Below are 22,182 nucleotides of genomic sequence, written 5' to 3'. Positions count from 1 at the left end.
GCCCAATGCCCAATGCCCAATGCCCCATGCCCCATGCCCAATGCCCAATGCCCCATCCCCCATCCCCATAGGTAGAATTTTTCGGTAAAAAATTCTACCTTCCGATGCTAGCCAAAAGTCTATTAGAACAACCATTATGCTATCTGGCGTGTTTGTAAACAAAGTGCAATAACTTGAAATTTACACTCATGTCATGCGGCATAACACATGATTCTAATGGGAGGATACTGCGTGAAAATTGGTGCTCACTACTTGGGTAAGGAAGAGTGCGAGTTTACAGTTTGGGCCCCAACATTAAACAGTGTCGCGGTGCAAATTTTGATGCCAGAGCAGCAAGTAATTCCGCTCAAACCTCAAGCAGAGGGATATTGGCAGACAAAGGTGAACGATGTGTATCCGGGCACGCTGTATCGGTATATCTTGGATGACCAAAATGCTTTCCCCGATCCAGCATCGCAGTATCAACCGCAAGGGGTGCATGGGCCGTCTCAAATTGTTGATCAACAGTTTGAATGGACAGATGAAGCATGGGCTGGAATTCCACTGGAGTCGATGATTTTCTACGAACTCCATGTTGGTACATTCACGCCTGAAGGAACCTTTACCGCCATTATTTCCCGCCTACCGGATTTGAAAGAACTGGGGATTAACGCCATTGAAATCATGCCCATTGCCCAGTTTCCAGGAGATACACATATTGAAGCTTCTCTGACATACCGCAACTGGGGTTATGACGGCGTTTACCCTTATGCTGTGCAAACTTCCTACGGTAGTCCAGCGAATCTCAAGCAACTGGTGAATGCTTGTCATCAACACGGCATTGCTGTAGTGCTAGATGTGGTATATAACCACTTTGGCCCAGAAGGCAACTATATGAGTCAGTTTGCGCCCTACTTTACTAAAAGCTATAAAACACCGTGGGGCAATGCGATGAATTTCGATGATGCCCTTAGTCAGGGTGTGCGAAATTATTTCATCCAAAATGCGCTGTATTGGTTGCAAGAATTCCACATTGATGCATTGCGGCTCGATGCAATTCAGGCAATTTATGACCTGGGAGCCAAACACTTTTTGTGGGAACTGGCTGAAGCAGTTGATAATTTATCACAAGGGCAAAAATGGAAACGCCACTTAATTGCCGAAAGTGACCTGAATAATCCGCAAATAATTCGTCCGCCAGAACTGGGTGGATACGGACTGGATGCCCAATGGAGTGATGATTTTCACCATGCATTACATGCAGTTTTGACGGGCGATCGCCAAGGATATTATCAAGACTTTGGACAATGTGCGGATTTGGCCAAAGCTTATACAGATACTTTTATCTACGATTGGAAATACGCTCCGCATCGTCAGCGATTTCATGGTATATCTTGCCGCGATCGCTCGCCATCACAGTTTGCAGTCTGCATCCAAAATCACGATCAAATTGGTAATCAGATGAAAGGGGAACGCCTCAGCCAGCGGATATCATTTGAAGGATTAAAGTTGGCAGCCGGGGCTATATTGTTGTCACCCTACTTACCGCTGTTGTTCATGGGAGAAGAATACGGGGAACCTGCACCCTTCATGTACTTTGTCAGTCACTCTGATCCAGATTTGATTCAAGCGGTTCGAGCCGGACGCAGAGAAGAATTTGAAGCATTTCACTATGAAGACGATCCACCAGATCCCGAATCTGCGGAAACCTTCCTAGGTTGTAAACTCAACTGGGAATTACGCAATGAAGGTAAGCACAAAGTTTTGTGGGATTGGTATCGCCAGTTAATTCATTTACGCCAGACGCATCCGGTACTTCTTAAACAAGACCGCAATTTCATGGAAGCGACTAGCGATGAAAACAAGCAGTTGGTTGTAGTGCGTCGTTGGTGCGAATCGAGTGAATTGATATTTGTGATGAATTTTAATTCCTCTTTGGTGTCAACAATCCTACCAAGTCAGCGCCATGCTCAGAAAAAATTAGACTCAGCAGATACATCATGGGCCGGGCCTGGTTCCCAAGCATCTGAGCATCTATCTGTAGGGCAGGATCTGAAACTGCAACCCACCAGTATAGTGTTGTATGAACTGGAGACAGGAGACAGGAAATAGGAGTAGAAATGCGATTCTACTCTTACCAGAAGCCGCTGTATGACCCTCCGAATTTTAGATTTTAAATTTTGGATTTTGGATTGTTTTTGGTTCAAGCCCCGCCCCTTGTGGGCGGAATCAATCTAAAATCCCCAAGCTGCATCCCTTTATGGGTGCAGTCAATCTAAAATCTCAAATCCAAAATCCAAAATCGGATTGACTGTCAATTCCTTAAAATAACAAATCTATGCGAATTCCCACCGCAACCTATCGAATTCAGTTTACACCTCAGTTTGGCTTTGAAAACGCTAGAGCGATCGCCGTTTATTTAGCAGACTTAGGCATTTCCGATCTGTATGCTTCTCCCATTTTCAAGGCACGATCTGGTAGTACGCATGGCTACGATATAGTAGATGCCACTCAACTAAATCCAGAATTAGGAACTACCGAGTCATTTGATGCGCTAGTTGGTGAACTACAAGCCCTTGGTATGGGTTGGTTACAAGACATTGTACCCAATCACATGGCGTATACCAGCGAAAACCATTACTTGGTGGATGTATTAGAACACGGCCCAGATTCCAGCTATACTGACTACTTTGATTTAAGTTGGAATGCTCCATTTGGCGATCGCCAAGAGCGAGTTTTGGCTCCTTTGCTGGGAGACTTCTACGGTGTATCTTTGGAAAACCGAGACATTCAGCTCCAATACGAACAAAACGGTTTAACCGTGAACTATTACAGCTTGAAATTGCCGCTGCGATTAGAGTCTTACACCAAATTTCTTACCCACAATTTGGGCAAACTCACGCGTACACTGGGACGCAATCATCCTGATTTCATTAAGCTATTGGGGATTCTCTACATTCTCAAAAATGTGCCTTCAGAGGTTGCGGGTAAACAGCGACAAGACCAAATTGCATTTATTAAAGGATTAGTCTGGGAACTCTACAGCACCAACGATGCCATCCGCGAGTTTGTTGACGAAAATCTGGAAGTTTTTAATGGCGAAAAAGGCAATTCAGATAGCTTTAACCTCCTAGATGAATTACTGAATGATCAGTTTTACCGTCTCGCCTTTTGGAAGGTGGGAGCAGAAGAAATGAACTACCGCCGTTTCTTTACTGTCAACGAACTAATTTCCGTTAAAGTTGAAGAACTGCGGGTATTTAATAACACTCATAGTCTGATTCAAAAGTTGGTAGAAGAAGGAAAATTTACTGGGTTGCGAATTGACCATATCGATGGACTTTATAACCCATTCCAGTATTTAGAACGTCTCCAGGAAAAGATGGGAGATGTGTATATTACTGTTGAGAAAATTTTGGAACTCACCGAAAATTTGCCAGAAAATTGGTTAATTCAAGGTACGTCTGGATATGACTTTCTGAACTATGTAAATGGCGTATTTTGCCAATGTGAAAATGAATCACGGTTCGATAGAATCTACCATAATTTTATTGGTTCAAGAGTAGATTATCCATCACTGGTCAAGGAGAAAAAGCACCTGATTTTAGAAAAGAACTTAGCAGGTGACATTGATAATCTGGCTCTGTTGTTGAAGAATATTTCTAGCAAATATCGCTATGGCAATGACTTTACACTGAATGGATTAAAAAGAGCGATCGCCGAAGTGTTGACTTTGTTTCCAATTTATCGCACCTATATTACTCCCGATGGGATTCAGGATGGCGATCGCGCCTGCATTCAGGAAGTAATTCGCCAGGCTAAAGAACAAACGCCCTTGTTACAGCATGAGTTGACCTTTATCGAAAAGCTGATGGTACTGGAGTTTGATAACTCTTTGACTCAGACAGAACGTGATCAGTGGATATACTTTGTACTACGGATGCAGCAATACAGCGGCCCATTAATGGCGAAAGGTGTAGAAGACACCACGCTATATGTTTACAACCGTTTGCTGTCGCTCAATGAAGTGGGAGGTAATCCCAGTCATTTTGGCATCAAAGTAGCCGACTTTCATCGCTTTAACCAAAAGCACCAAGCAAAGTGGCCCCACACGATGAACACCACAGCTACCCACGACACCAAGCGCGGTGAAGATGTGCGAGCAAGGTTAAATGTGCTATCGGAAATCCCAGATGAATGGGAGGAGCAGGTAAATACTTGGAGTGCGATTAATCGAGGACATCGCAGCGAGCGCCAAGGCTTTGCAATACCAGATCGTAATGACGAGTATTTTTTATATCAAACGCTGGTGGGCGCGTTTCCCTTTAGCGAACAAGAACATGAGTCTTTCGTAGAACGAGTTAAAGACTACATAATTAAAGCAATTCGGGAAGCAAAAGTCCATACAGCATGGTTGCGACCTGACAGCGAATACGAAGAAGCATGTGCCTCTTTTATCGAGAAGGTTTTAGATTCCTCCATCTCAGCAGAATTTCTAGAAGCCTTTAGCCCCTTTCAACAAAAGATTGCGGACTATGGTATTTTCAATTCCCTTTCCCAGACTTTACTGAAAATTGCTGCACCAGGTGTGCCTGATTTATACCAGGGAACCGAAGTTTGGGAGTTGAGTTTGGTTGATCCAGACAACCGCCGTACCGTAGATTTTGAGCAGCGACGAGCTTATTTGAGCGCCATTCAAAAGCAGGCAAAGACAGACATTCTCATCTTAATTCAGGAGTTGCTGAGCCACACAACAGATGGCAGAATCAAACTGTTTTTAACGACTCAATTACTAAAGGCGAGAAGAGACTATCTCTCATTATTTCAAGATGGCGACTATTTGCCATTAGAAATTCAGGGAACTTATGCCAATCATATTATTGCCTTTGCGCGGCGACAGGGGAATCAAACAGCGATCGCGATCGCGCCTCGCTTTCTCACCAGCCTCATCCAACCTGGAGAATATCCCTTAGGCGAGTCGGTATGGCAAGATACCCACCTGAAATTACCCGCCGGTTCCTTCACCTGGAAAAACGTTTTAACTCAGCAACCCTTACAGGCTAAAGAAACATTATCCATAGGAGCAGCTCTAGCGCATTTTCCAGTTGCTCTGTTGGTTAGTAGTGCTGAGTGAAAAGATGAATCTGTCTCACCCAGAGAGTAAGAGTTTTGAATATTTTTTATTCAGCAACTCCTTAAAAACTTTGGGTTCCTCTGGGGTTTCCTTGGCGTCCCTCTGCGTTTAAAAAAACAATTTCTTTAACACCCCGTAAACTTGAAAATGATATTATGACCACTCCACCAGCACTTGCAACTGCACAGATTGACGTCGTGCGGGCCCATATAAAAAAAACGTGGAAAACGTTGACGCGATCGCACGAACACTTGTTACAATCTGCAAAAGATACCAAGCTAGACCACAAAACAGAGACTCCCTGGATTGTCTACATTTCGCCCCAAGAAGACTGTCCTAACGTTCAAACTGTGTTGGAGCGATCGCTGTCTCCCAAAGAGATGCAACAAATGGAAATTCGCACTCTACCAACCGAAGTTGAGGCGATTCGAGATCATGGGTTGCTATACCTACCAGGGCCTTATGTCGTACCAGGTGGTCGCTTTAACGAAATGTATGGCTGGGACAGCTACTTTATCCTGTTGGGGCTGTTGCGGGATGAGGAATGGGAGCTAGCAAAAAGCCAAGTCGATCAACTACTGTACCAAGTGCAGCATTACGGCACTATCCTGAATTCCAACCGGACTTACATGTTGTCGCGATCGCAGCCCCCCGTCCTCAGCATGATGGTTTTAGCGCTGTTCCAGCACACCCAGGATGAAGAGTGGCTCAGATCAGCCGTACCACTGCTTGAGCAATTTTACTACTACTGGGTAGTACCGCCCCACCTGAATCCTGCCACAGGTTTGTCCCGATTCTATGCTTTCGGGGAAGGCCCTGCGCCAGAAGTCTTGTTCTCCGAGCAGGATGAGCAAGGAAGGAGCCATTATGATCGCGTTAAGGAATACTATAAAACGTTTGAGGTTGATGATTATGATGTCAGTCTTTACTACGACCGAGAAAATGACGAACTAACCCACCTTTTTTACAAAGGCGATCGCACCATGCGTGAGTCCGGTTTTGATATCACTAACCGATTCGGCCCTTTCAGTGTTGATATCCTCCATTATGCTCCCGTGTGTCTCAATAGTTTGCTGTATCAGATGGAACAAGATCTGGCGCAAATTAACGATATACTAGGTAACGAAGAACTGGTGCAGCAATGGCGCGAGCGGGCAGATATCCGCCGCGATCGCATCGATCAGTGTCTCTGGGATGAAGAACAGGGACTATATCTGGATTATCACTTCCAAAGCGGAGAACGCCGCCGCTACGAGTTTGCCACTACGTTCTATCCTTTATGGATGGGACTAGCCTCAGATGCACAAGCCCAACGCGTCGCCGAAAATCTCTGTTTGTTTGAAGCACCAGGAGGAATTTTTACCAGTACTCGCGTCACAGGTAATCAATGGGATGCTCCCTTCGGTTGGGCACCCCTAACGTTGATTGCAGTTCTGGGACTTCACCGCTATGGGTATCATCAAGAAGGCGATCGCATTGCCCAAAAGTTCCTTGTGATGGTTATTGAGGAATTTAAGCGTCACAAAACCTTAGTTGAAAAATACGATGTTGAACACTGTTCTGCCAACGTCTCCGATGAAATTTGTTTTGGCTACAGTTCCAACGAAGTTGGTTTTGGCTGGACTAATGGAGTGATTCTAGAACTCCTGGCAACATTAAATTTATAAGAGTAGAGACGTTGCATTGCAACGTCTCTACATAACGTTGCAATGCAACGTCTACATAACGTCGTCAAGTTTGAGTTGCAAGTTTGGAAACAGGTAAGATGTAACTGCATCTCCTAAACGATATTGTTGCTGCTGATACGTACTGTTAATTAATTGGCAGACTGTAAAAGTAGGTTGTTTAGGATTACCAATAAATTGCAAGCCTCCTAAACCACGAAAATCTATAATCCAGTATTCTTGAATATTTAGAAAAGCATATTCTTCGACTTTTCTAGCATAGTCATCCTGCCAATTTGTGCTAACAACTTCCGCAACAAGTTTAATTGTATTGCCATTACAAATAATCGGCTCCTTTTGCCAAAGCGGTTCTTTGTTAAGTTCTGCTTTATCTATAACAATCACATCAGGACGTAGTGCTGTCGCTTCCGCAGCAGGTGGCTTAATCAAACAAGTTTTGGGAATCAGCCAGTTTAAATTAGAACGAAGAATTTCGACATAGATTCTACCAGCAATGCTCCCTGAAACTTCTTCATGAGGGCCTGTAGGCTCCATGTCGCGCAGTTCTCCGTCAATGAGTTCGTAGTGGGGATTATCCCCATATTCCGTTATGAATTGCTCGAAAGTTAACAGTTTGGGTGGAGTGTAAGTCATCGGTCATTTTTTCAGATAAGACCTTGGTCTGTTATGGGTTTATTTTAACGCCGTCATAGTGGAGCGATCGCACTTAGGTAATTCCAATTAAATATACAGAATTAATGCGAAAGCTCCCAATCACGTAGCATCAAAATAGCATCTTTGTACAAAGACAGATCCACTTGATTAACTTCCATTCCCTGTCCAATTCCTTCTAATAGGGTAATTGTCAATCTTCCCCCTAAGTGTTCACGGAACTCAGTCAGTCCTCTAAATAAACAATGAGGATGATCTGGTTGATGTAATTGCTCTGCCAATTCAGACACGTACAAAGTGAATCCTAACTTCTTGAGTGTGCCTAAAATCCTTTTCCATTCTGATTGCAAAATTAACCCTTTTAAATAAGAATAGGTGCTATCTAAAGCAATGCCGATCGCAACAGCTTCACCATGACGTAAACTGTAATTCGTTAAATGTTCCAGTTTGTGAGCAGCCCAGTGTCCAAAATCTAAAGGACGCGATGAACCCATTTCAAAAGGATCACCACTACCAGCAATATGCTCTAAGTGCAACTGGGAACACCGATAGATTAGCTTTTCCATGATGTCCATGTCTCGGTTAGCCAATTTATCGGCATAAGTCATAATAAAATCGAAGAAATCTGCATCTTTAATCAGCGCTACCTTCACCGCTTCAGCAATACCCGATCGCCAATCTCGATCATCAAGAGTGGTCAGAAAATCTAAGTCATTCAATACAGCATAAGGTGGCATAAATGTGCCAAGAAAGTTTTTCTTGCCAAAGGCATTGATTCCATTTTTTACCCCTACACCTGAATCATTTTGCCCTAATACTGTAGTTGGTACTCGCAACAACCGAATTCCTCGGTGAGCAGTTGTTGCTGCATATCCTGCCATATCGAGTACAGCCCCACCTCCAATTGCTAAAACGTAGGAATGACGACACAATCCGGCGATATTAATACTCTGATGAATTTGCTCGATGAATTTTGGTTCATTTTTGACTGTTTCTCCACCTGAAACTATTATCGGTTCACTACTCAGAGTGAATACATCTCCATAACTCTGGGCGTAAACTGATAATTTTTGGAGCAATTCATCTTGGTATTCTAATAGTCCTCCATCTACTACTGCCAACACTTTCTTGGGAGTTGTCTCGCCATTTGCAGCAATCACTTGTGCTAATAAAGGATTGTTTAACTGAAACAATCCTCTAGTAAAGTGAACATCATAGTTAAAGGTGACGCGGACACATTGGTTTAGTGGTTGTAGGCTGAGATTAGTCTTTTGTTTAGTGTACATTTTTATCGTATTAGTTTTTAATTAGCTGTATCTCAATGTGCAATTACAATTACAACTTTACACACTGAAAATTAATCCAGAGTTGGAAGCTGGAAATGATTCAGAAGTAATAAATTATGGGTTGTAAATGTTTTCTACCGAACGAATAAAATTAAAAAATAACATTTATTCGCAAAATTATTTGACGCGTAGATTTTTACTAGCATGTTTGCAATAAATATCATTATTGCATAAAGCTTAAAGCTTATTATTAAGCTAAATCCAGATTTACAATAGTTAAAATGACATCTTTACAGTATCTTATTTAAAGTGGGTAGATTTTTATAGATTCAGTAAATATATTATCTTAATAATATATTCTGTAACTCGTATAATAAGAAGGTATCAATTTTAGTGGCAAGTTTTATACTTGTATTCTTAGAGAAAACCGTTGGAAAACTTCTCCTGAACTAATCATGAGTAGGGTAAACAAGTTACTGCATCACTGGCTGTTACAGTCTGCTTCAGAGAAAGCTAATGCCTGGCTAGAACAGAAACAGGCGCAGATTGCTAGCGGCGCTGCTGAGCGAGTATTTTTCACAGCTTTTAGTGCTGTGCCGCGTTATTTAGGTAAAGAGGATTTGCAGCTAACATCTCAAGATTTGGAAGCAGCACAGGAAGTGCTCCCCGGTTGGTTTCCTGGTAATTGGAGTATAGATCAAGCAGCTCGCACACTCTTGCTTTTAGCTTTGCCCCATGAGGATGCACAGGAGTACGTGCGATCGCTTGATAAAGTCTTCACTACTGCCGATATGGGAGAGTTAGTTGTCCTTTATCAAAGTTTGCCTCTATTGCCACACCCGGAGTTACATCGCCAACGCGCTGCTGAGGGAATTCGCAGCAATATGAGTAATGTTTTCCAATCCATAGCACTACGAAACCCTTATCCTGCGGATTATTTAGACGATGCTGCTTGGAATCAGATGGTGCTGAAGGCAGTGTTTGTAGACAGTCCTTTGCATCTGATCTGGGGTCTAGATCGCCGTGCTAACCCAGAATTAGCAAAAATGTTGACAAACTATGCCCATGAGCGTTGGGCAGCCAAACGCTCAGTTACGCCAGAACTTTGGCGATCTGTGGGGCGATTTGCCGACACTGCAATAATTGCCGATTTAGAAAAAGTGCTAACTGATGGGGATATAGCCGAGCAAGAAGCAGCAGCCCTAGCTTGTGCTCAATCGCCTTTAGCCGAAGCCCAAGCATTACTCTACCGTTACCCAGATTTACAGTCATCTATTCAAAAAGGTCATCTAACTTGGAGCAGTTTCAGCCGCGATCGCCTCTGCGTCTCCAAGTAAAAGGGACTAGGAAACAAACAAGGGAGCAAGAAAACAATCCCCCATGCCCAATGCCCCATGCCCAATGCCCCATCCCCAATCATAAAACTACACCATGATGTACATCGATCCTCACATTCACATGTGTTCCCGTACTACCTACGATTACCTAGTAATGCGAGAATATGGCATTGTCGCCGTCATTGAACCAGCCTTTTGGTTAGGACAACCCCGAACTAACGCCGGCACATTCAAAGACTACTTCAGCAGTCTTGTGGGCTGGGAACGGTTTCGTGCTAGTCAGTTTGGCATCCAACACTACTGCACAATTGGCTTAAACCCAAAAGAAGCTAACAACGAAGCACTAGCAGCAGAAGTTATAGAACTGCTACCACTTTATGCCTGTAAAGAGGGAGTTGTTGCTATTGGCGAAATTGGCTATGACGACATGACAGAAGCAGAAGATAAATACTTTTGTCAACAATTAGAATTAGCTAAAGAATTAGATATGCTGGTGCTGATTCATACACCACATCGCAACAAGAAAGAGGGAGCCAGCCGCAGCATGGATCGCTGCGTCGAATATGGCTTAGATCCTTCACAAGTAATTATTGACCACAACAACGAAGAAACCGTAGAGGAAGTACTAGAACGCGGTTTTTGGGCAGCTTTCACCATTTACCCAAAGACGAAAATGGGTAACGCCAGAATGGTGGAGATTGTCCGTCAATATGGACGAGAACGCATCATTGTGGATAGTAGTGCTGATTGGGGTATTAGCGATCCTTTAGCAGTCCCGAAAACGGCTCAGTTGATGTTAGAAAGGGGCATTCCTGAAGAACATGTACAAGCAGTTTGTTACGAGAATGCTTTAGCTGCTTATAGTCAAACTGGGCAAATGCAAGCATCAGACTGGCTTAATCCCGCATCCGTTGATCAGCGTCAGATGTTCAATGGCAATTCTGTATTGCGGGGCCAGGAACCAGGAATCAAATCAACTTCAGATTATGTGCTGATTGAGTAGAAAACCATATATGCACATCAATCAAGGAGTACTTGTAACCACAGATGAACGCAGATAATTCATCTGTGTTTATCTGTGGTTTTATTTATAGCAATTCGAGAAATTAGTAATTAAGGATGTATAAAAATGAATTTTGCAAGCTTTAATTTTCAAAGCTGGCGTGGTTATTTAGAATTAATGCGTCCTGCCAATATTGTTACAGCTTGGGCTGATATTCTAGTTGGCTTTGCTGCCTCTGGTGGGATTGTTTTTGATAAATTAATTAATGGAGAAACAACTCTTGCGGTTCTAATTCCATTAGCTTGGTTGCTATTAGCTACAACTGGTTTATACGGCGGCGGTATAGTTTTTAATGATGTTTTCGATGCTGAATTAGATGGAAAAGAGCGACCAAATAGAGCAATTCCCAGTGGTCGCGTGTCTCGTCAGAATGCTACTTTATTGGGAAGTGTATTGTTGGCGATTGGGATTGTAGCGGCTTTTCAAGTCTCTTGGTTGAGTGGTGCGATCGCCATAATCATAACTTTTTCAGCACTGCTGTATGATGCGATCGCTAAACATCATCCTTTTTTTGGCCCTTTGAATATGGGTTTGTGCCGTGGTAGTAACTTATTGTTAGGTGTTAGTGCTGTACCAGCAATAGTATTGGAACGCTGGTATTTAGCGTTGATTCCTGTTATTTACATTGCTGCGATCACTGCAATTAGTCAGGGAGAAGTTCACGGAGGCAAAAAGATAACGGGAGTAATAGCGCTACTATTGATTGCTATAGTCTTGACAGCAGTTTTAGCTTTAGGATTGTTAGAAGATTATACTGCGATCGCAGCATTACCATTTGCTATTTTATTAGCTATTCGAGTAGTTCCTAATTTTATCCAAGCTGCACGTGAGCCAGTAGCCGATAAAATCCGAACTGCTGTGAAAGTAGGCGTGTTGTCTTTAATTATCTTAGATGCAACTGTTGCATCTGGTTTTGCTGGTTTGTATTACGGTTTATTAGTTCTACTTTTGCTACCAATTTCAATGAAATTAGCACAAATATTTGCTGTTACTTAAACATGACTTATGCAAGAATCATATTTTTTTCGTTGAGGTTGTCCAGAGTCAAAGGTCAAAAGCTAATATATACCCTTATCAGGCATAAAGTTAGAAAATGAAGATTACAAAAAACAACAACTTTCACTTAACTTATTGCTCCAATATTCATCCTGGTGAAAGTTGGGTTGAGGTTTTTGCAAATTTAGAAACATATATTCCTGAACTCAAGTCACGTTTATCACCTACAGAACCATTCGGGATTGGCTTGAGGTTAGCAAATACAGCCGCAAAACAACTTTTAGAAAGCAATAATTTAGCTCAATTCCAAGCGTGGCTAACTCAAGAAGATTTATATGTTTTTACCTTAAATGGATTTCCTTATGGGGGATTTCATCGACAAGTAGTAAAAGACCATGTTTATGCACCAGATTGGTCAACTCAGGAACGGTTTAATTACACGTTAAGCTTGACTAAAATTTTAGCAACTCTCCTACCAGAAAGTCTTGATGGCGGAATTTCTACACTACCTTTATCCTATAAACCTTGGTGGGAGAAAGACAAATCGATGTGCGAGACAGTTCTGAAAAATAGCTGTTTTAATATCGCATCAGTTGTCATGGAAATGATTCGCATCCACGAAGAAACAGGAAAATTGCTGCATATTGATTTGGAACCTGAGCCTGATGGATTAATTGAAAATACTTCAGAAGTAATTGATTTTTTTCAAAATTGGTTATTGCCCATTGGCGGAAATTATTTATCAGAACAATTAAATATTGAACAGAATTTAGCAGAAACTAAATTGCTAGAACATGTTCGTCTGTGCTATGACACCTGCCATTTTTCAGTTGAATATGAAGAACCAAAGTCTGTGTTTGCTCGTTTACAATCAGTTGGAATTAAGATTGGCAAGATTCAAATCAGTGCGGCGATTAAAGTAAAAATACCTGCGGAAATTGAAAAGCGGAGTCTAATAGTTGAGCGTCTACGCCCATTTGCTGAATCTACTTATCTTCACCAAGTAATAGAACGTCAAAGTGACGGTACACTCCATCACTATCCTGACTTAATAAACGCATTACCACATTTAGAGCAATCTTTAGCTGAAGAATGGCGCACTCATTTTCATGTGCCAATTTTTATTCATGATTATCAAGTTTTGCAGTCTACACAAGATGACATTGCTACTGTTTTACATCTACTTCAAACAAATAATGCTTGTCAACATTTAGAGATTGAGACTTACACTTGGGATGTATTGCCATTAGAAATGAAGATAGATTTACTGACTTCTATTCAGCGGGAATATGAATGGGTACTAAAATTAATTCGTAATTAATAAATTAAGATTTAAGCTGGGTTTTCTGGTTTAAATCTGTAGAGATAAGTTATTGCGCATTTCTAGTTATTTTTTAAACTTGGTATAAAAGAGGATTAAGTTTATGCAGAAAACGGTTGTTCTAAATGTCGTGGGATTAACGCCTAGCTTACTAGGAGAAAACACACCGTTTTTATCTTCTTGGGCTGCTAAAGGGCAAGTTGTAAACGTCGCACCAGTATTACCTGCTGTGACTTGTTCTGTTCAGGCTACTTATTTAACAGGAAAATTGCCTGATGAGCATGGGATTGTGGCTAATGGCTGGTATTTCCGCGATGAGTGTGAAGTGAAGTTTTGGCGACAGTCTAATAAACTAGTGCAGGCTCCCAAAGTCTGGGATATAGCTAAATCCATTGATCCAAACTTTACTTGTGCTAACCTTTTTTGGTGGTACAACATGTATTCCTCGGCAGATTATGCCATTACACCGCGTCCAATGTATCCCGCAGATGGCAGAAAACTACCTGATATTTATACCCATCCTAGTGATGTGCGATCGCCAATACAATCTGATTTAGGTCAGTTCCCTCTGTTCGATTTTTGGGGGCCAAAAACTTCTATTAGTTCTAGTCAATGGATTGCTAATTCAGCAAAATGGATTGACGAACGCTACAGCCCTACACTATCACTAGTTTACCTGCCGCATTTAGATTACTGTTTGCAACGATTTGGTAACGATGAAAAACAGAACCAAGCAGATTTGCAAGAAATTGATGCTGTTTGTGGCAATCTAATTGAATATTATGAAGCACGTAATACTCAGGTAATTATTCTTTCTGAGTATGGCATTACCCCAGTTTCAAAAGCAGTAGATTTAAACCGCGTATTACGGGAAAATGGTTTAATTGCTGTGCGGGAAGAATTAGGGCGAGAACTGCTCGATTTTGGTGCTAGCATTGCTTTTGCCGTAGCTGATCATCAAATTGCTCATATATATGTCAATGATCCGGCGTATATCCCAAAAATTCGCTCTATTATAGAAGCGACTGAAGGCGTAGCCCAGGTATTGGATGAAGAAGGTAAGCAAGCCTACCACCTTGCTCATCCTAGATCGGGGGAGTTAATTGCGATCGCTCAGTCTGATGCTTGGTTTACCTATTATTATTGGCTCGATGATCATAAAGCGCCTGATTTTGCTAGAACTGTAGATATCCACCGTAAACCTGGTTACGATCCTGTAGAACTTTTCCTTGATCCGCAAATTAAATTTCCTCAAGGAAAAATTGCTCTCAAGCTACTTAAAAAACAATTAGGTTTTCGCTACCTAATGGACGTGATTCCTCTAGATGCTTCCTTGGTACGTGGCTCTCACGGTAACATCACCACTTCTCCAGATGAAGGGCCTCTATTGATCACCCATCAAAGTCAGCTACTTGATACAAACCGAATTGAAGCAACAGATGTTTGCTCGTTGATTCTCAAACATTTATAGAACTTACGCAACTGGCACACAAGGCTTCTGGTATAAGGGTCAAGGGTCAAGGGTATAAGAGTCAAGGGTCAAGGGTCAAGGGTATAAGGGTCAAGGGTCAAGGGTCAAGGTTTTTTGGACTTTTGACCTTTGACTCTGGACAACCTCTGGCGTTAAAAATATGACACTTGCGTAAGTCCTAGATACAAAAAATTGGTTGCAAATCATAGTCATACCCATTATGATTTAAATATAAACTCGGTATGACTACGATTTAATTAGCTCTAGCTAATGATTATCTGTCTGTTTGCTAACTAAAATGTACTTTGGGCAATCTGAGTAACTCAATGGAGAACTTCTTTACCCATGACTGAACCCCAAAAATTGACCACTGCTGACGGTATCCCTGTTGCCGATAACCAAAATTCACTTACCGCCGGCCCGCGTGGCCCTGTATTAATGCAGGATTTCCACCTGATGGAAAAGCTGGCTCATTTCAACAGAGAACGTATACCTGAGCGGGTTGTCCACGCTAAAGGTGCGGCTGCTCACGGTACTTTTACGGTCACTAACGATATCACTCGCTACAGTAAAGCCAAACTTTTTTCTGAAATTGGCAAAAAAACTGAAATTCTCCTGCGCTTTTCTACAGTTGGGGGAGAAAAAGGTTCAGCAGATGCTGAGCGTGACCCTAGAGGCTTTGCCATCAAGTTCTACACTGAGGAAGGCAACTGGGATATTGTAGGCAACAATACCCCTATTTTCTTCATCCGCGACCCCCTGAAGTTTCCTGATTTTATCCATACCCAAAAGCGCAATCCCCAAACCAATTGCAAAGACCAAAACGCCAAGTGGGATTTTTGGTCACTCAGTCCAGAATCGCTTCACCAGGTGACGATCCTGTTTTCAGACAGGGGAATTCCCAAAACCTATCGCCACATGGACGGGTTTGGTAGCCACACCTTCAGCTTGATTAATGGTGAGGGCGATACTCTTTCAGAGTCACTTAGTGAACGCGTTTGGTGTAAATTTCACTTTAAGACGCTACAAGGGCATCAAACCTTGACAGAGGAAGAATCGGCTAAGATTAAGGGCGAAGATCCCGATCATGCGACTCACGATTTGTTTGAGGCGATCGCTAAAAAAGATTATCCCAAATGGCGGATGTGTATTCAAGTGATGACCGAGGAGCAAGCCTCAAAACATCCAGACAATCCCTTTGATTTGACCAAAGTTTGGAAGCACTCAGACTATCCCTTAATCGAAGTTGGGATACTAGAGCTAAATCGGAACCCTGAGAATTATTTCGCCGAAGTTGAGCAAGCCGCTTTTAGCCCTAGTGCAGTGGTTCCTGGTGTGAGTTTCTCTCCAGATAAAATGCTGCAAGCTCGCATTATGTCTTACCCAGACGCTCAACGGTATCGCTTAGGTGGTAACTACCAGCAACTACCCGTCAACCAGCCCAAATGTCCAGTGATGCATTATCAGCGAGATGGTTTTATGGCATCGGGGAACAACGGCGGTAGCGCTCCTAACTATGAACCGAATAGTGCTGAGGGTACGCCCAAAGAAAATCCAGCTTATGCAGAACCACCTAGTCATTTGGGTGATGTCACAGTTGATCGTTACAGTCATCGTGAAGGAAACGACGATTACACCCAAGCAGGTAATCTGTATCGGTTAATGACTCCTGAACAGCAAGAACGTCTGGCTCATAATATTGTCGGTAGTCTCTCTCAAGCAAGGGAAGACATCCAAATGCGTCAACTTTGCCACTTCTTCCGGGCAGATATTTCCTATGGTCGTCGTGTAGCTGAAAAGTTAGGTATTTCAACCGATCCCTCAATGCTGGGTGCTACTGCTCAACCTGTAGGTAACTGGTAAACCTTATCCAATTTTGTGGGGTGGGCATCTTGTCATTGGTATCAACTTAAGCCCTGGCGAATAGAATTCGCGGCTATACAAACAAAGTCCGCCTACGCGGACTAAGAGAAAATTAATGTTTTTAACCCGCGCAGGCGGGTTTTGTCTGTGTAGACGCGGTTTCTAACCGCCCTGTTAAGTTGACACCAATGGCATCTTGTCGGCCCTAAAGCAAATTCATTTGATTAACTTACAAAATAAATCGAGGTAATTAAATATGAAATTAACAGCAACAGAAAAAGGCTTATTAATCCCTAAAGAACTATTAGGAGAAAGCCAAGAATTTGAGATTATTCAAGAAAATGGAAAAATTATTATTACTAGCATTAAACAAACATCTTCTATTTGGGATTTAGGTTCAAATCCTGTGGAATGTGATGTAAAAGATAGTGCAATTAACCACGATCGCTATCTCTATAACCCGTTAACGGAGATAAAAGCCTCGTTGACGGAGTTCAGAGGCTCATTAAATAGATAAACAAAAATATTTACAGTTATTGCGATCGCACCCTTCGCAGAGCATATCCTAGAGAAGTAGTTCTAGGTTGTGCGATCGCATTATTTGGCTTCACTACATTGGCAATGACATTGTGTAATTAATTATTCTGCCTACTTAAGCTAATCGTCATTCATTTTTCCAGAATGATTCGTTTGTAGTAGGGGCTTCAGCGCTGCTTTTATGCAACTTAAATGCCGATTAGCTTATTAGACTAAGATTTGAATCCCAGGCGAGTAATGCAGCCGGTGCAGATTACCTAAATTCCTGAAACCAACGCCAGACAAAAGCAACCATTCTCCTGAACCAAGGCTGACGATTCCGCCGCAACTCTTCCAGATTTTCACGAATGGTTATTGTACTGGGATGATTTGCCCCCAACAGACGTTTTCTCATGGCCAAAGCATCGATATACAAAGGTTCGGCATCGCTGTACCTTCCCTGTGATTTTTAGAGTGCTGTCAAATTGTTCAGGCTACTTGCCACAGAGGGGTGTTCATCCCCCAGCAGGCGTTTTCTCATCGCCAAAGGTTCGGCATCGCTGTACCTTCCCTGTGAATAGTAGAGTGCTGCCAAATTGTTCAGGCTGAATACAACATCGGGGTGTTCATCCCCCAACAGGCGTTTTCTTATCGCCAAAGCTTCGATTAGCAAAGGTTCGGCATCGCTGTACCTTCCCTGTGAATAGTAGAGTGCTGCCAAATTGTTCAGGCTAGATGCCACATCGGGGTGTTCATCCCCCAACAGGCGTTTTCTTATCGCCAAAGCTTCGATTAGCAAAGGTTCGGCATCGCTGTACCTTCCCTGTGAATAGTAGAGTAATGCCAAATTGTTCAGGCTAGATGCCACATCGGGGTGTTCATCTCCCAACAGGCGTTTTCTCATCGCCAAAGCTTCGATTAGCAAAGGTTCGGCATCGCTGTACCTTCCCTGTGAATAGTAGAGTAATGCCAAATTGTTCAGGCTAGATGCCACATCGGGGTGTTCATCCCCCAGCAGACGTTTTCTCATTGCCAAAGCTTGGATTAATGAAGGTTCGGCATCGCTGTACCTTCTCTGTGATTTGTAGAGTGCTGCCAAATTGTTCAGGCTAGATGCTACATCGGGGTGTTCATCCCCCAGCAGACGTTTTCTCATTGCCAAAGCTTGGATTAATGAAGGTTCGGCATCGCTGTACCTTCCCTGTGAATAGTAGAGTAATGCCAAATTATTCAGGCTAGATGCCACATCGGGGTGTTCATCCGCCAGCAGGCGTTTTCTCATCGCCAAAGCTTGGATTAATGAAGGTTCGGCATCGCTGTACCTTCCCTGTGAATAGTAGAGTAATGCCAAATTGTTCAGGCTAGTTGCCACATTGGGGTGTTCCTCCCCCAGCAGACGTTTTCTCATCGCCAAAGCTTGGATATACAAAGGTTTGGCATCGCTGTACCTTCCCTGTGAGTAGTAGAGTAATGCCAAATTGTTCAGGCTAGATGCCACAGAGGGGTGTTCATCGCCCAGCAGGCGTTTTCTCATCACCAAAGCTTGTATTAACAAAGGTTCGGCATCGCTGTACCTTCCCTGCGATTTGTAGAGTAATGCCAAATTGTTCAGGCTAGTTGCCACATTGGGGTGTTCCTCCCCAAAGCGTTTTCTTGTGGCTAATAAACTTTGTTCATACCAAGGTAAAACTTGCTCGTACCACAGTATAACTTGCTCATCAGTCCCTTTTTCTTTGTAAAATCTACCTAAGCCAACAACAGCCGAAATTAAATCTTCATTACTGATCCAATCTTGATCAACTGTTGCAACTTCTGCAAGGTGAGGGATGGCAAGGCTAGTTTGAGCAATTTCTATTAATGTGGGTGTCTGAGGAATATTCCTTGCTATTGCTATCATTGCTTGACAATAGCCGAGCTTAACTTCATCAGCTTCAGCCAAATCTTCTAACTTCTGCTGCAATAATTCCCGAATGCGTTCGTGAACTTGGTAGGTGTCCTCTGCCAATTCTTGCAGCAAATAACGCTCAACTAAAATAGTGCAGTTAGCTTTTAAATCAAATTCCAAATCACTAAAACTTGCTGCTGATTCTACCAAAGACCAAGGGATAGGAGCCAAAGCAAACAAACTCAACAGACAAGCCAATTTTTGTGCTTCTGGTTCTAAGCTTTGCCAATTCAACTCAAAAGCTGCTGCTACACCAGACTCACCTGCTGATGCTTGCTTCTGTAGCCGTGCGAGAATGTCTGCTAGCATCATATTTCTCCTCGGTTTTGACTATGCCCCGCTATTTGGTAGAGTGCAATGGGTAAATAACGGATTAATTTACAAATTCCTTTTGCTATCGTACTTATGCTGAGAACCTCCGGCTTTTAGCCGGGGGATGAAAGCTATTCGCCTGATTTATCAGGCATTCTAGTTCTAATTACTTTTTTGATTTTCAATATATTTTCTCACAACTTCTGTGCTTGCTGCGCCAGTAGAGGCAACAAAGTAGCTAGGACTCCAGAGAGAAGGAAGCTTTTTCAGGTGTGGGAATTCACGTCTTAAATGGTGTGATGCCCTGCCTTTAATCCATCTAGCTACATCAGCAGGGGATTCATGGGTCGGGACATTTAAAAAACAGTGAACATGGTCTGGCATTATTTCTAAGGCGATAAGCCTCCACTCATGCTCAACTACTAACTCTAATATAATTTCCTGTAAACGCTGTGCTACTTCTTTTGTTAGGACAGCTTTTCGCCGTTTAGGAACAAATACAAAATGGTAGTTCAAAGATGAAACTGAGCCATTCGTGCGCCTATATTCGTGGTCTGATGGTGATAGTTTAGCCACTAATTAAATGTTTTTGACTTTGGCTCTGACAACAATTATAGTAAAACATGTAGGAGGTAGAAGCAAGTGTACAAAACCTGTTCAATTAGAGCTAAATTCAATGATGAAGAAACAGCTTTTTGGTTAAACCAGTGTGAGAATGCTAATAGCTTGATAAATTGTGCATTGTATGAAACTAAGAAAATTCATTATGCCAAGCTACAAGAAAATGATAATGCTTTCACTACTTATTGGTATAGCGATGACTTGCGGAGTGGTTGGAAAACTTATAGATGCAGCACAACTTACCCAGAATTAGATTTAATTCTCAAGCAGAATGTGCATTACAAAGCAATGGCTGCACAATCAGCACAACAAACGTTAAAATCAGTTGGTGAGTCTATTACAGCTTACAACGGGCTGGTAAAGGCTTATTACAATGGTGAGGTTGATAAACCATCTTTGCCAAAGTATCGTAAAAAAGGAGGGCTAGCGGCTGTTACGTTTCCGCGTCAGGCTTTAAATTTTAATGAGGGATATTTCAAGCCTTCAATCAGTAAAGAGAGTAAACCAGAATTACTGACTGAGATTAAATTATATCTCCCGGATTTTATTGATTCATCTTGGGTTAAGGAAGTAACAGTACGACCGAATTTCGGGCAACTATGGATTGATTGGGTAATTGATGATGGCAAAGAATCAATAGAAAACAATCCCCAATTAGACTACACGCAAGCATGGAGTTTTGACCACGGCGGATCTAATTGGTTAACAGGTGTCTCAACCCGTGGAAAAAGTTTAATTATTGATGGTCGTAAACTCAGATCATTGAATCAAGGATACTCGCGTTTAGTTGCTAAATACAAGCAAGGAAAATCAGATTTTTATTGGGATTCTAACCTTGATAGAGTCCAATGCAAACGGAATAATCAAATGCGAGATGCAATTAACAAAGCAGCCCGATTCATTATTAATCAGTGTCTTAACGACCGAGTAGGCAATATTGTTATCGGGTGGAATACTGGACAAAAACAAAATTCCAACATGGGTAAACGCAACAATCAAAACTTTGTTGTTATCCCTACTAGTCGATTAATTGAGAGGCTGAAACAACTTTGCCCAGAGTATGGGATTAACTTAACAATTACCGAAGAGGCATACACCAGCAAGGCATCTTTTCTTGATTGCGACTCCCTGCCCAAGCATGGCGAAAAGCCACAAGGGTGGAAAGCTTCAGGAAAACGAATAGAGAGAGGATTATATAAAAGTCGTGATGGCTTTATCATCAATGCAGACTGCAATGGTAGCGCCAACATCATGCGAAAAGTAGCCACACAGCTAGGGTTAAATCTAGCCGAGGTGAGTAGGGCAATTTTGACAGTGCCACAACGAATTGATTTGTTTACGCGATTATCCAAATCATATCGCAAACGTTGCGGAGTGGGTCTTTTAGACCCCGTAGCAACATCAGTTTAGAATCCTTCGGTTAGAAACCGAAGGAGATGTCAACTCCGTCTCCTGTCGAACATATTCATCCCCCAATAGCTTTGCTAATAATTCTAAGGCTGCATCTTCTGACAATCCACCTAACGGCAGTGATGGATATGCTAATCCTGTATTTAGACGAGTGGTAATCAACACCTTAAACCTAGAACCTTTAGGTGGTAAGTAGGGTTTAATTTGCATCCAGTCTTTGACATCATCAAATATCAATAAAACTTTCTCAGCTTGCCAATTCTTCCAGCAATATAAAACTTTACCTGTTGCATCTAATTGCTCAGGAGGATCAAAGTTAGGGAAATGAACTATTCCAAAGTTGATTAACTGGATTCCTAAATCAGTTCCTTGAGGATTTAACCAACAACACCCGCCAGAATAATCTTCTAAATATTGCCATGAGTATTGAATAGCTAACTCTGTTTTACCCACGCCACCTTGCCCACTGGAGTTTAGACTAAAAATAAGCAAGCAGAAAATAATACTTAGAAAAGTATGGATAAAAAATTGACATATCTGGTCAGGTGAAAAGTCACTGAAAAGAAAAAGTGGTCAGCAATGTTGAACTGAC

The 22,182-nt window shown here is 42.2% G+C and carries 15 protein-coding genes and 1 pseudogene; 11 read left to right on the top strand and 5 right to left on the bottom strand.

The genetic code is table 11. The features are described 5' to 3' along the window. The first annotated feature begins 231 nt into the window (after positions 1-231). From treZ to IQ246_RS19740, 3 genes are all read left to right on the top strand, one after another. Positions 232-2,091: a malto-oligosyltrehalose trehalohydrolase gene (gene treZ, locus IQ246_RS19750; protein ID WP_194005037.1), complete on the top strand. Its 1,860-nt coding sequence runs from the start codon at positions 232-234 to the stop codon at positions 2,089-2,091. A 226-nt stretch (positions 2,092-2,317) separates the two neighbouring features. Next, positions 2,318-5,113: a malto-oligosyltrehalose synthase gene (gene treY / locus IQ246_RS19745; RefSeq protein ID WP_194005036.1), complete on the top strand. Its 2,796-nt coding sequence runs from the start codon at positions 2,318-2,320 to the stop codon at positions 5,111-5,113. Between the two features lie 155 nt (positions 5,114-5,268). Beyond that, positions 5,269-6,780, top strand: a complete 1,512-nt coding sequence (locus IQ246_RS19740) for a trehalase family glycosidase (RefSeq protein WP_194005035.1) — start codon at positions 5,269-5,271, stop codon at positions 6,778-6,780. A gap of 51 nt (positions 6,781-6,831) precedes the next feature. Here the strand turns inward: IQ246_RS19740 and IQ246_RS19735 are convergent, their stop codons facing one another. Both IQ246_RS19735 and IQ246_RS19730 read right to left on the bottom strand, forming a co-directional pair. Continuing rightward, positions 6,832-7,431, bottom strand: a complete 600-nt coding sequence (locus IQ246_RS19735; protein WP_194005034.1) for a Uma2 family endonuclease — start codon at positions 7,429-7,431, stop codon at positions 6,832-6,834. Between the two features lie 101 nt (positions 7,432-7,532). Then, complete coding sequence (locus IQ246_RS19730) at positions 7,533-8,735, bottom strand: 3-dehydroquinate synthase (RefSeq protein ID WP_194005033.1); 1,203 nt, start codon at positions 8,733-8,735, stop codon at positions 7,533-7,535. A gap of 455 nt (positions 8,736-9,190) precedes the next feature. On the opposite strand from IQ246_RS19730, the gene IQ246_RS19725 reads away from it, so the two are divergent. From IQ246_RS19725 to IQ246_RS19695, 7 genes are all read left to right on the top strand, one after another. Continuing rightward, on the top strand, positions 9,191-10,072 hold the full coding sequence (locus IQ246_RS19725) for an EboA family metabolite traffic protein (RefSeq protein WP_194005032.1): 882 nt from the start codon (positions 9,191-9,193) through the stop codon (positions 10,070-10,072). A 94-nt stretch (positions 10,073-10,166) separates the two neighbouring features. After that, positions 10,167-11,075: a TatD family hydrolase gene (locus tag IQ246_RS19720; protein ID WP_244142095.1), complete on the top strand. Its 909-nt coding sequence runs from the start codon at positions 10,167-10,169 to the stop codon at positions 11,073-11,075. 126 nt (positions 11,076-11,201) lie between these two features. Continuing rightward, positions 11,202-12,131 carry a UbiA-like protein EboC gene (gene eboC / locus IQ246_RS19715; RefSeq protein ID WP_244142094.1) on the top strand — a complete coding sequence of 310 codons (930 nt, stop codon included), beginning with the start codon at positions 11,202-11,204 and terminating at the stop codon, positions 12,129-12,131. Positions 12,132-12,228: 97 nt separating this feature from the next. Next, positions 12,229-13,452 (top strand): metabolite traffic protein EboE, encoded by a 1,224-nt coding sequence (gene eboE / locus IQ246_RS19710; RefSeq protein WP_194005031.1) that lies wholly within the window; start codon positions 12,229-12,231, stop codon positions 13,450-13,452. 103 nt (positions 13,453-13,555) lie between these two features. Further along, entirely contained in the window at positions 13,556-14,923 is a 1,368-nt protein-coding gene (locus IQ246_RS19705; RefSeq protein WP_194005030.1) for an alkaline phosphatase family protein, read from the top strand. A 345-nt stretch (positions 14,924-15,268) separates the two neighbouring features. Next, positions 15,269-16,786 (top strand): catalase, encoded by a 1,518-nt coding sequence (locus tag IQ246_RS19700; protein ID WP_194005029.1) that lies wholly within the window; start codon positions 15,269-15,271, stop codon positions 16,784-16,786. Positions 16,787-17,042: 256 nt separating this feature from the next. Further along, complete coding sequence (locus IQ246_RS19695; RefSeq protein ID WP_194005028.1) at positions 17,043-17,303, top strand: hypothetical protein; 261 nt, start codon at positions 17,043-17,045, stop codon at positions 17,301-17,303. Between the two features lie 273 nt (positions 17,304-17,576). Here the strand turns inward: IQ246_RS19695 and IQ246_RS19690 are convergent. Both IQ246_RS19690 and tnpA read right to left on the bottom strand, forming a co-directional pair. Next, positions 17,577-19,556: pseudogene (locus IQ246_RS19690) on the bottom strand (tetratricopeptide repeat protein). Between the two features lie 165 nt (positions 19,557-19,721). Further along, positions 19,722-20,135 carry an IS200/IS605 family transposase gene (tnpA, locus tag IQ246_RS19685; RefSeq protein WP_194005027.1) on the bottom strand — a complete coding sequence of 138 codons (414 nt, stop codon included), beginning with the start codon at positions 20,133-20,135 and terminating at the stop codon, positions 19,722-19,724. A 66-nt stretch (positions 20,136-20,201) separates the two neighbouring features. On the opposite strand from tnpA, the gene IQ246_RS30520 reads away from it, so the two are divergent. After that, a complete protein-coding gene (locus tag IQ246_RS30520; RefSeq protein WP_194005026.1) occupies positions 20,202-21,590 on the top strand; it encodes an RNA-guided endonuclease TnpB family protein in 1,389 nt (462 codons plus the stop codon). Here the strand turns inward: IQ246_RS30520 and IQ246_RS19675 are convergent. Further along, complete coding sequence (locus tag IQ246_RS19675; protein WP_194005025.1) at positions 21,582-22,043, bottom strand: hypothetical protein; 462 nt, start codon at positions 22,041-22,043, stop codon at positions 21,582-21,584. The two genes, IQ246_RS30520 and IQ246_RS19675, sit on opposite strands and share 9 nt — an antisense overlap. Positions 22,044-22,182: the final 139 nt, after the last annotated feature.

The sequence above is a fragment of the aff. Roholtiella sp. LEGE 12411 genome (assembly GCF_015206995.1).
Lineage (GTDB): Bacteria > Cyanobacteriota > Cyanobacteriia > Cyanobacteriales > Nostocaceae > Komarekiella.
Note: the sequence above shows the minus strand (reverse complement) of the source record. Positions and strands in the feature narration are given on the sequence as shown.